This window comes from Rhodococcus sp. BH5, assembly GCF_027583855.1.
In the GTDB taxonomy this organism is placed as follows: domain Bacteria; phylum Actinomycetota; class Actinomycetes; order Mycobacteriales; family Mycobacteriaceae; genus Rhodococcus_F; species Rhodococcus_F qingshengii.
Genome location: NZ_JAJHVW010000010.1, coordinates 186,250 through 198,598, shown reverse-complemented (window position 1 = coordinate 198,598; position 12,349 = coordinate 186,250). Strand labels below are relative to the sequence as shown.

Sequence of the window (12,349 nt, the reverse complement as noted above, 5' to 3'; positions counted from 1 at the left end):
TCAGTTCTCCCGAATTGTGGATCGTGGGTCGATGAGAGCGAGCACCACGTCGACGATGAAATTGATGAGAAGGACGATGGCGCCGTAGATCACGACCAGTGTCTGGGCGAGCGGGTAGTCCTTCTCGGTGATGGACTTGACCAGCGCCATGCCCATGCCGGGCCAGGCGAAGATGCTCTCGATGAGCACGGTGCCGGCAATCAGACCACCCAGGAGGAGTCCGGCGAGCGTCAGCGTCGACGTCATGAGGTTGGGCATTGCATGACGGAAGTAGATTCGTGCCACGGGCATTCGCTTGGCGCGCGCCGTACGGATGTAGTCCATGTCCAACACGCCGAGCGCCTCTGCACGGACGATGCGCGACATCGAGGCGATGGCACCGATCGACATGGCCGCGACCGGGAGGATGTAGCTTTCCGGTCCACCTCGGCCGGCGACGGGCAGAACAGGGAACGTGACGGCAAAGAGGTAGACCAGCGCCGTACCGAACATGAACTCGGGGATCACGGCGATGGTGCCCGACGTTGCGGTGTAACCGATCTCGACTCCGCGTCGTCGACCGTTGCGGGTCAGTGCAGCGAAGATGAGGCCGATCGGAATGCCCACTAGCAGCACCGTGACGACTGTGAGTACAGCCAGTTCGAGTGTTGCCGGTAGGCGGGACGCGATCACCTCGAAGACCGGAGTCCTCAAGGTGATCGAGTCACCGGGATTCCCGCTCAGCAACCCGCCGACGAATCGGAAGTACTGCTGCCACAAGGGAAGGTCGTAACCGAGCTGAGACCTCGTTGTCTCGACCAGTTCGACCGGTGCGTTCATTCCCAGTGCCAACCGAACCGGGTCTCCCGGAATCAGTTGGAGCATCAGGAACGCCGCAGTCACCAGCGCCCAGAGTGAAATCACGAAGGTGCCGAAACGACGCAGAAGATATGCGGGCCAGCTGTCGGACTCGAGCCACTTTGCTCGAGCCTGAGGCGCCGCTTCTGGTTTCGCGGCTTCAATAGTTTGACTCATGGGCTGTCTTTCCGGAGGGCGGGATGCTGGGGCGGGAAGATATTTCAGAGTGGGCGGACGGCCTACTGGTAGAGACGCAGCGCAGAACCGTTGAGCGACTTGCCGAATGAGAGTCCGGCCTTGTTGAAGTACACGTTCATGACGGAGTCTGCGAAGGGCACGGCCGCGATCGTCTTGGTGAGCTCCGACTCGGCGTCGGCCCAGGCGTCACAAGCGTCGCTACCGGTCAGACCGGAAGCCTTGGTGGCTGCTGCTTCGTAGGCGGGGTTGCTGACCGATCCGAAGTTCTTGCCTGCTGCGGGAACCGGCCCGGCAAAGTACGCAGTGAAGGTGCTGGGCAGCGAGGAGTTGACCTGGACCCAGGCGATGTCCCAGGCAGAGTTGTCCTTGCCGCTCAGAATGACGTCGATGATCTTGTTCGAGTCGCCCCCGGTCACCTCGACGTTTGCGCCGAGTTCGGACCACGCCGACTGAGCAAGTTCGGCCGCCGCGTTGCGCGGATCGTCGGTGCCGTCGTACACGAGACGGAGATTGAGCGGCTTGCCATCCTTGCTTCGCTTGCCGTCAGCGCCGGCGGTCCAACCAGCGCCGTCCAGTGTTGCCTTGGCGGCAGTGAGGTCGAAGTCCGGAATGTTGCCTGCGACAGAGTCGTAAACGCAGGCGCGCGGTTCGACGGCGACGAGGCTGGTTGCCCGGACCCCGTGTCCGGCGGTGATGACCTGAGTGAGGTCGTCGAGATCGACCGCTTGGATCAGGGCCTTGCGCACTGCGGGATCGCTGGTGGGATTACTCGCGATCTGGTTGAAGTACATCTGGCCTGCCGGCAGTGGCCGACCGACGGAGTCCAGATTGGCTGCCGCGACGCGGTCCTTGTCCGGACCGGCGATCGGAGCTGCGTTGAGTTCACCCGAGAGCAGCTGATTTGCGGCGGTGCTCACGTTCGGCGACATGGCGGCGACGACCGTCTTGGGGACGCCCGGGGTGTCGGAGGTCGTGCCGTCGGGGCCCCAGTTGTAGCCCTCGCGACGCTGGAACGTGTAGTGGTCGTTGGCGGCAACTTCGGTGACTTCGAACATGCCGGTGCCGAGCGACTTCTTGTTCGACGCTGTCGGATCTTTCAATCCGGCCTCGCACAGGATCGGCAGGCGACCGACGTTGAGAAGAAGGAACGGGCTCGGCGCCGGAGTGGTCACCGTGACAGTGCGCGTTGCAGGATCGGCAGTCGCAGTGGCGCCGGTCGGCACGGAGGACCCGCGCAACTGTGAACCGTTGTCCGGGTTGGCCACGAAGTTGATGTTGTCCGCGACGGTCTGCGGTGTCAGCGTCGATCCGTCGGTACAGGTCACCCCGTCACGGATGGTGAAGGACGCCGAGGTCGGGGTCTCCTCCCACTTCTCCGCCAACCACGGTCCGACTTCACTGGTATCGGGATCCTGGTAGATCAGGTAGTCGTACGCCAAACGCGACAACTCGGCGGTCGCCGAGGCGGCCGACATGATCGGGTTGAGAGCACCCGGATCGGCCTGCAGGGCGAAACGGAAGGTCCCGTCGGTGGCCGGTTCACCGCCACTGGCGCCCGAGGACGTGCCTCCCGAGCCACAAGCAGACAACACAAGCGTGAGCCCTGCGGCTGCCGCAAGTGTTGGATAGAAGCGGTGTTTCATGGTGCCTCCGTGATGGAGCAGGGGCCCGAGCGAAAAACGTGAGGGCGCGGTTGAGTGTTGACTGCTAAATCTTGGCGCATGACGTGACGCGCATCTCTGTCGATCCTCACGAAAATCGGGTCGATTTTCGTCCGCTCCCACGAAAACCGTCAGGATCAGTGAATACCTGTCCGTATACCGACAGCGACCGGCGAAACACGACGATTTCCCCGGTCGCTACCGGCGGTCTACTGGTACAGGCGCAGGGCCGAACCGATGAAATTGCGGCCGAATGCAAGACCCGCATTGTTGAAGTAGAGAGTCGTGATCTTGTCGGCAAAAGGTACCGCCGAGTTTGCTTTGATGATCTCGGACTCAGCGTCTGCCCAAGCGGCACAAGCGTCCTCGCCCGTCAGCCCGGAAGCCTTGGTGACGGCTGCGTCGTAGGCCGGGTTGGAGATCGACGCAAAGTTCATTCCCGCAGCGGGCACCGGACCGGAGAGGAAGGGGACCAGCATGCTGGGCAGCGCGACGTTGATCGGCTCCCACGCGACATCCCACGCCGTGTTGTCCTTGCCGCTGAGTGCGACATCGAGAATCTTGTTCGAGTCTCCACTGGTGAGTTCAACGGTGGCGCCCAGGTCGTTCCACGCGTTGACTGCGACGTCGGCGGCAGCATCGGTCGCGTCGCCGAACGTCTCGTAGACCATCCGAATTCGGAGCGGTGTGCCGTCCTTGCTGCGTTTACCGTCCGCGCCGACCTTCCAGCCCGCAGACTCGAGAGTTGCTGCGGCCGCACTGGTATCGAAGTCCGGTAGGTTTCCGGCGACAGAGTCGTAGATGCAGGCCCGCGGTTCGATGGACACCATCGTGGTCGATCGGGTTCCGCGGCCGGCGGTGAAGATCTCGGCGAGGTCGTCGAGATTGAGAGCCTGGACCAGCGCCTTGCGTACGGCAGGATCGCTCGTCGGATTGCCGGGACTGTGGTTGAAGAACATCTCGCCCGCTGGAGCAGGCTGCTTGACGGTATCCAAGTTCGCGGCGTTCATGCGGTCCTGATCGGGGCCGGAGACGGCAGCGGCATTCAGATCACCGGACAACACCTGGTTGGCCGCTGTGCTGTTGTTCGTGATGATGGATGCGACGACATTCTTGGGTACACCGGCAGTGTCGGAGGTAGTGCCGTCCGGTCCCCAGTTGTATCCGTCGCGCCGAACGTAGGAGTAATGATCGTTGGCGACTGCCTCGGTCATCTGGAACATGCCCGACCCGAAGGTCGTCTTGTTTGCCGCCGTCGGATCCTTCAACCCGGCCTCGCACATGATCGGTATTCGCGCCAGGTTGAGAAGCAGGAACGGAGAGGGTTCCGGAGTTGTGACCGTTACGGTCCGGGTCGCCGGGTCGGCGGTGGCAGTTGCAGTTGCCGGTGCGTACACCCCGCGGAGAGCGGATTTGTTTGCTGCGTTGGTGATGAAATTGACGTTGTCGGCGACGGTCTGGGCAGTCAGAGCGGATCCGTCGTTACAGGTGACGCCGTCGCGAATGGTGAAGGACGCGGAAGTGGTTGTCTCTTCCCATTTCTCGGCGAGCCACGGCTTGGTTACGCCGGTATCGGGATCCGGATGGAGCAGATAGTCGTAGCTCAGACGCGCCAGTTGGTGCGCCGGCGAAGCGGCGGTCATCAGCGGATTCAGAGCGCCGGGGTCGGCCACGAGAGCCAATTTGAAGGTGCCGTCCGTGACGGGTTCACCCCCACCCGAACCCGATGAGCCACCCGTTGAGCACGCGGTCAGGGCAAGAACGGTGCCAGTTGCCGCAGCCAGTAGTGCGTAGGACCGTTGTTTCATGGTGCCTCCGGAAGGTGTGGTCCCGCCCGAGTGACGCGAGGTCTGTCGGGTCAGGAGCAAAAGACGATTGCTTGAATCTTCACCCAACAAAAGAACGAGAACATCGTCCGGATTTACGAATGTTTCGTGAGACTTGGTAGATCGCTACAACATTGTCGGATGGAAGAGACGAAGCTGGAGCATCAGGCTGAATCGAGTTTCCGGATCATCGAGATCGATGCCGGCAATCCCGGCAAGCTTCTTGAGGCGGTACCGGAACGTGTTGACGTGGATGTGAACCAAGGACGCAGCAGCCGGAATGTCGCCGAACGTGTCGAGCCAGGCGCGGAGCGTGTCGACAAGGTTGATGTCGTGACTGCGGTCGTACTCACGCAGTACCGCGAGCGGACCCGATGCGGTCTCGTTCTCGTCCGCCAGGGCGTCGGAGAGGCGCAGAAGTAGGGAATTGATCTGCACGTCGTCGGCGCGCGCGACGGTCCGGCCCGAAGAATTCCACGTCGACCTCAGAACGCGAAGCGCTCGGTCGGCTTCGTCGCGTGACTTCTCCAGCGTCATCACGTCGGCCACTGTCGCACCGATTCCGATGACCACCGACTTTTCCGAACGGGAACGGTCTGCAAACTCCGACGCGATCCGACGCACGTAGTCGTCGTCGGTCTGGTGCCGGGTGTGTGGGATTACGGCGTAGACGGTGCCGCCGATCGCTGCCGCCACCGACAGCGGAAATACTTGGTCGAGATAGGTATTGAGTGTCAGGGCCAGTTGATCGACGTCGGCTTCGGCCTCCAACGATGCACCGGCGCCGCTACGGAAGCCGGCCGCAAGCACGTTTGCTTTCGAACGGCCGTAGCCCAGTCGCTCGGCCGCTTCCTTCGCTGAAGTGCCGCCACTCAGTAACGTGATCACCTCGCCCAACCTCAGTCGTCGTGCCGAATCCGCGGCCAGTTTGGCGCGAAGCAAACTCATGGCGGCCACGCCCGCTGCCTCGACGAGCGTTTTGACCTGTAATTCGTTCGGCTCCTCGTCCAAGATCACCCAGATCGAACCGAGGATCTGCGATGCCGCATGTATTCGCATGCCGACGCGGGGCCTGATGCCCGGCCCGATACCCGGTAGAAATACCGGCAGGGTAGAGCCGTAGATCTTGTTGAAATACCCCATTGACCTGAGCCGATCGGAATAGTGCTGCGGCACTTGATGTCCGAGGACACTCTGCTTACGTGCCTCGTCGCCGAAGGCTTGATCCGCCGAGAACGCGAGGATCCGGCTCGACTGATTCTCGATGGTGACCGGGCCGTTCAATACCTGAGCGATCGAGTTGGCAAGATCGAACAGGTCGGCGTCGGCGGCCGACGTGCGGTCCCCGTTGTTGCCGGATTCGAGGATCTCGTTGATCAACGACGCGCTTTGCAGCCAGCTTGCATCCTTGACCATTCCGAGGAGTGCGACGTCGGTGTCGGCCACCGCTTTCTCGACGAGGCCGTCGAAGTCCAGGGGCTCTTTGACGATCAGCGCTACCGCACCTGCCGAGCCGTATTCTCTTACCGCCGTTGCGATATCGGCCGAACCTGCGAGACCTGCGCCGAGTACGACGGCGCCCGCACTGTCCTGGGTAGCTTCGGACCCTTCGTGCAGGGTCACGCGGCTGACAGTGCGGGCGCCGTCGACGGTGTCGCCACCGCTGAGGAACGTCATTCCCAGTCTGTCGACGATGTCGACGATCGATACTCCCGTAGGTGTGGTCACCACCACACCTTAGGGGGAGCGGGGTCGATCAGTTGTCTGGTTGCCCTGCTCAGTTGCTGGGCTGCTCCGCCACGGCCTTCTCGACGAACCGGCGGGTCTGATCGAACGCCGCGGGCACCTGGACGGAATCGGTCATGTCACTGATCTCGGACCACCGTTCGGCGACGACCTCGGGCGAGAGTGCGCCTTCGGGGATGTAGACGCCCTGCGACTCCTCCATGCGAGCGATCGCGAAGACGCCGGCGCCGGCGCTGAGGATGGTCTTCGTCGGTGCGTCATCGGAGACCATGAACAGTGCGCCGGGTGAAATCGATTCGGGTGCAAGCAGAGCGAGAGTCTTCTCGTCGAGGAGGTCTTCGGTCATGCGGGTCGCGGCGGTCGGGGCCAGCGAGTTGACGCGGATGCCCTTGCGTTCGCCCTCGATGGCGAGAACGTTCATCAGGCCGACGACGCCGGACTTCGCGGCGCCGTAGTTCGCCTGGCCGAAGTTGCCGTAAATTCCCGATGCCGACGTAGTCATGAGGATGCGTCCGTAGTTCTGTTCGACCATGTGCGGCCAGACTGCCTTGGAACAGATGACGGAACCCATCAGATGCACGTCGATGACTTTGCGGAAGTCGTCGAGCTCGGCCTTGATGAACGACTTGTCGCGCAGGATTCCGGCGTTGTTGATCAGGATGTCCACGCGGCCCCACTTGTCCACGGCCGTCGCGACCATGGCGGCAACGGCGTCGACGTCGGTGATGTCGCAGTGGTCCGCGATGGCCTCGCCGCCCAGCTCGACGATTTCCGCCACTACTTTGGCTGCTGCGGTATCAGCGCCGCCACTGCCGTTGACCGAGCCACCCATGTCGTTGACGACGACGCGTGCGCCGCGTGCGGCGAGGGCCAATGCGTGTGAACGGCCGAGTCCGCCGCCTGCGCCCGTGATGATCGCTACCTTGCCGGAAAAATCCAACGACATTGGAAAACCTCTCTGATCTGGGATACTACTCAGTATTACTATGCGATGGCGTGGAAACAGTCAAGGGCCGGCAGGCAGTGTGAATGGGAGTGGAAGTCGAATGAGTAGTGATCTTCCGGACGTGCGATCCGCGATCATCACCAGCGCCGCCGACGCCTTTGCCGAAGACGGTTACGCGGCCACGACTGTAGATTTACTGGCCGATCGAATCGGCGCCACCAAAGGTCTTGTCTACTACCACTTTCGTTCGAAGTTCGACATCTACCTGGCAATCTACGAGCGCGGGATGAGCCTGCTCCGCGCTGAGGTCGAGTCTCGGATGGGCGGGGCAGAAAGCGGCCTCGCGCGTCTCGAAGCGATGTCGCACGCCCACCTGGTCAATCTCATGACACATCTCGGGTACCACCACACGATCCACCAAGGCGTCCGGGGCCAGATGAACTCCGCGCTCAAACCGAGACAACAGCAAGTCCTCGTGGAACTGAATTCGCTGCGACTCGATTACGAGAATCTGTTCGTCGACGTGATGACCGAAGGTGTCGCGGATGGTTCCATTCGTGCGGGCTCACCTCGAATGGCGGCAAAAGTCCTCCTCAGCAGTCTCAACGGCATCGACCTCTGGTACCGAAGGCGTGAAGGGCAGACTTTGGCGGAGACGGAGTCGTTGGCGGACCAGATCGTCGAACTGTTGATCGGCGGATTGCGCGCTGCGAACTGACTGAAAGCTGCATTCGTCGAGCGGGTTCCTCCGACCGGTTCGTGCTGTCCTGCGGCTTGTCGTTCGGTTTGTCCCGCTCTGACAGTCGGGGTAGCATGTTGGCGTCGTGCGCGGACTTGCGTAGGAATTCAGGGAAGAGGAGGTGTGGCTGTAATGCGTGGCCAACCTCCGAGTACCAACTGAAGCTGTAGCCGCCCGGGTTGATCCGGTATTTTGCTGCAGCTTCATCGTGTGTTCATCGGCTTCGGCTTTGCTGTGAAGCAAGCGTCGTCGTTCACTCTTCCCTCGAAAGCTGTTCAGCATGCGCGAATTTCGTCGTTCACGTTCGGTACTGCCGCGTCGTTCCGCGGGGCTCGGTGACTCACATCCCGGACACTCGCGTGCCGCACGCACCGTCGTCAAGGCTGCCCCGCCCGAGGCGGTGGCGCCCGTCGAATCGACCGTCGTCAACAGCGGCGTGTACCGCGACGGCGAGCGGATAGCGTCACCGTCCACGCTGGCGGAAGCACTGTCATGCCTTCCGGATTCGCAGTCGATGGCGTGGATCGGCATGTACCGGCCCGACGACGCCCAGTTGTATGCCGCTGCACAACATTTCGACCTCCACGAACTGGCGGTCGAGGATGCGATCGTCGCGCACCAGCGCCCCAAGCTCGAGCGCTACGGCAAGACACTGTTCGTGGTGCTGCGTGCTGCGCGGTACCGCGACGAGACCGAGCGGGTCGAATTCGGCGAGTTGCACATCTTCTGTGGTCCGAACTTCATTCTGACCGTCCGTCACAGTGAATCGCCGGATCTGTCGGCGGTGCGGACTCGCATGGAGAACGATCCTGACCTGTTGCGGTTGGGTACCGAGGCCGTTCTCTATGCCATTCTCGACGCAGTCGTCGACGGGTACGCCCCGGTGGTGGCCGGCCTGCAGAACGACATCGACGAGATCGAAACCGAAGTATTCAGTGGCGATCCCGGAGTTTCGCGTCGCATCTACGAACTGACCCGTGAGGTGATCGAATTCCAGCGGGCGACGCGTCCGCTGCTGGGAATGCTGCGTGGGTTGTCGGCAGGGTTCGACAAGTACCACACGGACGAGGAACTCCAGCGATACCTGCGCGACGTCACCGACCATGCGACGACTGTGGTGGAGCGGGCCGACGGCTTTCGTCAGTTGCTCGGAAACATCCTCACGGTGAACGCAACTCTGGTGTCGCAGAACCAGAACGAGGAGATGCGCAATCTGACGCAGGCAAGCTACGCGCAGAACGAGGAGATCAAGAAGGTCTCGGCGTGGGCGGCAATTCTCTTCGCGCCGACGCTCATCGGAACCGTGTACGGGATGAACTTCGACGACATGCCGGAACTGCACTGGCACTTGGGCTATCCGTTTGCGCTCTCGATGATGTTCCTGACCTGTGGAAGTCTCTACACGATCTTCAAGCGTCGGGGCTGGCTGTAGAAAGCGCCGGCTGTAGAAAGCGCTGTGCGCCTTGCCAACCGAGATCGGTTGGCAAGGCGCACAGGTGTTTTTCGGGAGGGCGCTCGAATCAGAGCGTTGCGACGCAGACCGTGAACTTACGTTCCGGGTGCTCGAATCCCGAGTCTGCCCCCGAACCGCATTCGTCGATCGACGTGGAGTTCTGCAGGATTTCGACGACCTCGACGACGTTGGTGCCGCTGGTATCCGAGCATTCGATGCGGGCGGGCTCATCCATTCCGCTGCCGAGGTCCATGCATCCGCCGACTACCCAGTCGACGTCGAGACAGACAGCGCCCTGCTCGTCACCCGCGAGGGTCTCGTAGTAGTACGAGTCGACGTCGGAGGCACACAGATCAGAGGTGGGAACCTTGGCGACCACCTTGTAGTTGGAATCCTTGCTACCGCAGTCCGCGTTGTCGATTTCTGCGGCCGTCGTGGTGCCTCCGAGCTTGACGCAATCACCGATCGACACGTCGATGTCGACGTCGCCGCCGTCGTCCGAGCCCTCCTGGCCGGTGATCTTCGAGGTGGTCGGGGCCGCGGAGGTAGTGGTCGAATCGGCAACCGAGGAAGATGATTCCGCAATGGCTTTCGGCTCGATGTCGGAACCGCAACCGACGGTGAAGGCGGCGATTGCAGAAGTTGCGATCACCGCAGTGCAAAGTCGCCGGACGATTCCGGACATAAGGACCCCTTTGTTGATTCTTGGATAATTCTGTTGGTTCGTGGATTGTTCGGGACCTATTCCAATACATCGGTAGTCGAATTGCCAACCGGACTGTCAGTATGGGTAGGTGGAGCTACCCCTGATGCCGCCGCTTGCCCCGATGCTCGCGAAGGCTGCGGCCACTGTGCCGCCTCAGCCCGAGTCCGGTGACCCGACGTGGTCGTACGAGCCGAAATGGGACGGATTTCGAGCAATCATCTTTCGTGACGGTGACGAAGTGGTGCTCGGATCGCGAGGAGGAAAGGACTTGGCGCGGTACTTTCCCGAGGCGGTGGAAGCCGTCAAGTCTGAATTGCCCGAAAAATGTGTGGTGGACGGAGAACTGGTGGTTCCCCGTGAGATCGACGGTGTGACGCGCCTGAGTTGGGAAGCGCTCTCCGAGCGGATTCACCCCGCCGCGAGCCGCGTCGCATTGTTGTCGGAACAGACGCCCGCGCAATTTGTCGGGTTCGATTTACTGGCGCTCGGGGATCGCGACGTCTCGATCGAGGACTTCGGGGTTCGACGTGCGTTGCTCCTCGATTGCGTCGGTGGCGGGCCGAGTTGCCACGTCACGGCAGCGACGGCCGACAGCGCCGAAGCAATGGCCTGGTTCGAAACCTTCGAAGGCGCGGGTCTCGACGGGGTTGTCGCCAAGAAGCTGGCGGGACCGTACCTGCCGAACAAGCGCGAGATGATCAAGGTGAAACACGCCAGGACCGCGGATGTCGTACTGCTGGGCTACCGTCCCCACAAGAGTCAGCCAGGTATCGGGTCGATGCTTCTTGGTCTGTACGACGGTTCCGAATTGAAGATGGTCGGTGGCGCTTCTGCTTTCACCGCGGCGCGGCGGATCGAGTTGTTGGCCGAACTCGAACCTTTGCGCCTCGGGGACGACGTTGTAGCCGAGGGAGAGGCCAGCCGGTGGAGATCGGCCGCAGACCGCTCCTGGATTCCGCTTCGTCCTGAGAGGGTGCTCGAAGTGGCGTACGACCAGATGGAAGGGGAACGCTTTCGGCACGCTGCACGATTCCTGCGCTGGCGTCCGGACAGGGTGCCCGACGAATGCACATTCGATCAGTTGGAGGTTCCGGTGCGATACGACTTCGCGGATGTTCTTGCAGGCGGTAAGTGATGGCGAGCCCGGCAGAGGAACTGGACGTCGACGGGATCGCGGTCCGATTGTCGAGCCCGGACAAGATCTACTATCCGCAGTTGGGTGAGGACGGCGGAACCAAACGGCATCTTGTCGAGTACTACCGAACGGTGGCGCTGCAGGGTGCAGCGTTGCGGGCGCTCCAAGATCGGCCCACGCATCTTCAGCGATTCCCCGACGGCATCGAGGGCGAAGAGGTTTACCAGAAGCGGCTGCCGGCAAAGCGGCCCGAGCACGTCGAATCCTGCGAGGTCACGTTCCCGTCGGGTCGCAAGGCCGACGTCCTTCGAGTGCGAAGTGCTGCGAACATCGTGTGGGCCGCCAATCTCGGGACTGTCACGTTTCATCCCTGGGCCGTGCGGTGCCCGGACACCGACCACCCGGACGAACTGCGCATCGATCTCGATCCGCAACCGGGGACCGGGTTCGACGAGGCCGTTGCCATCGCGGACGAGGTCCTTCGCCCTCTGCTCGCCGAGTTGGGATTGGAAGGATTTCCCAAGACGTCCGGTGGCCGAGGCCTTCACGTCTACATCCCGCTCGAGGCGCGCTGGGATTTTGTCGAGGTCCGCCACGCGGGTATCGCCCTCGCCCGTGAAGTCGAGCGTCGTAGTGCCGATCGCGCCACAACCGCGTGGTGGAAGGAAGAGCGGGGTGAACGGATCTTCATCGACTTCAATCAGAATGCCCGTGACCGGACGATCGCGGCGGCGTATTCCGCTCGTAAGACGCCGATCGCAACTGTGTCGACGCCGGTGACCTGGGACGAACTGCGCGACGTGCATCCAGACGACTGCACCATCGCCACGGTTCCCGGCTTGCTCGCCGATCGTGGTGATCCGATGGAAGCCATGCACGACAAGGCCTTTGCCCTCGATGTTCTGTTGGAGATGTGGGAGAAGGATCTGGCGGCGGGACTGGGCGATCTGCCGTACCCGCCGAACTATCCCAAAATGCCCGGTGAACCCAAACGTGTTCAACCGAGCAAGGACCGCGATCGGAAGAACAAAGACGGGTAGCGTCAGAGGCGGACATATCGGGTAATTCGATCAGACGTCGAATGTACGGTCACGTCGAATGC

General features: G+C 62.0%; 10 protein-coding genes. 4 read left to right on the top strand and 6 right to left on the bottom strand.

Translation table 11 applies throughout. From position 1 onward, the window contains the following. The 5 genes from RhoBH5_RS24210 to RhoBH5_RS24190 form a co-directional block, all read right to left on the bottom strand. The gene (locus RhoBH5_RS24210) at window positions 1-1,014 is read right to left on the bottom strand and encodes an ABC transporter permease (RefSeq protein WP_003940249.1); all 1,014 of its coding nucleotides are present in this window, start codon (window positions 1,012-1,014) and stop codon (window positions 1-3) included. Between the two features lie 62 nt (window positions 1,015-1,076). Beyond that, window positions 1,077-2,678 (bottom strand): ABC transporter substrate-binding protein, encoded by a 1,602-nt coding sequence (locus RhoBH5_RS24205; RefSeq protein ID WP_030535172.1) that lies wholly within the window; start codon window positions 2,676-2,678, stop codon window positions 1,077-1,079. A 227-nt stretch (window positions 2,679-2,905) separates the two neighbouring features. Next, complete coding sequence (locus RhoBH5_RS24200; protein ID WP_007731371.1) at window positions 2,906-4,504, bottom strand: ABC transporter substrate-binding protein; 1,599 nt, start codon at window positions 4,502-4,504, stop codon at window positions 2,906-2,908. Between the two features lie 144 nt (window positions 4,505-4,648). Then, complete coding sequence (locus tag RhoBH5_RS24195; RefSeq protein WP_007731373.1) at window positions 4,649-6,250, bottom strand: PucR family transcriptional regulator; 1,602 nt, start codon at window positions 6,248-6,250, stop codon at window positions 4,649-4,651. Window positions 6,251-6,299: 49 nt separating this feature from the next. Then, window positions 6,300-7,214 (bottom strand): SDR family NAD(P)-dependent oxidoreductase, encoded by a 915-nt coding sequence (locus tag RhoBH5_RS24190; RefSeq protein WP_007731375.1) that lies wholly within the window; start codon window positions 7,212-7,214, stop codon window positions 6,300-6,302. Between the two features lie 100 nt (window positions 7,215-7,314). Here RhoBH5_RS24190 and RhoBH5_RS24185 point away from each other — a divergent pair, with 100 nt between their 5' ends. Together RhoBH5_RS24185 and RhoBH5_RS24180 are read left to right on the top strand one after the other, a co-directional pair. Next, entirely contained in the window at window positions 7,315-7,932 is a 618-nt protein-coding gene (locus RhoBH5_RS24185; RefSeq protein ID WP_007731377.1) for a TetR/AcrR family transcriptional regulator, read from the top strand. Between the two features lie 301 nt (window positions 7,933-8,233). Next, window positions 8,234-9,385, top strand: coding sequence for a magnesium and cobalt transport protein CorA (locus RhoBH5_RS24180; RefSeq protein ID WP_007731382.1), 1,152 nt, complete (start codon window positions 8,234-8,236; stop codon window positions 9,383-9,385). Window positions 9,386-9,473: 88 nt separating this feature from the next. Here the strand turns inward: RhoBH5_RS24180 and lppU are convergent, their stop codons facing one another. Beyond that, on the bottom strand, window positions 9,474-10,091 hold the full coding sequence (lppU, locus tag RhoBH5_RS24175; RefSeq protein WP_007731384.1) for an LppU family putative lipoprotein: 618 nt from the start codon (window positions 10,089-10,091) through the stop codon (window positions 9,474-9,476). Window positions 10,092-10,200: 109 nt separating this feature from the next. Between lppU and RhoBH5_RS24170 the strand changes: the two genes are divergently transcribed. Together RhoBH5_RS24170 and ligD are read left to right on the top strand one after the other, a co-directional pair. Next, window positions 10,201-11,247, top strand: coding sequence for an ATP-dependent DNA ligase (locus RhoBH5_RS24170; RefSeq protein ID WP_039973226.1), 1,047 nt, complete (start codon window positions 10,201-10,203; stop codon window positions 11,245-11,247). Further along, entirely contained in the window at window positions 11,247-12,287 is a 1,041-nt protein-coding gene (gene ligD / locus RhoBH5_RS24165; protein WP_003940248.1) for a non-homologous end-joining DNA ligase, read from the top strand. Before RhoBH5_RS24170 ends, ligD begins: the two co-directional genes overlap by 1 nt. The last annotated feature ends 62 nt before the right edge of the window (window positions 12,288-12,349 follow it).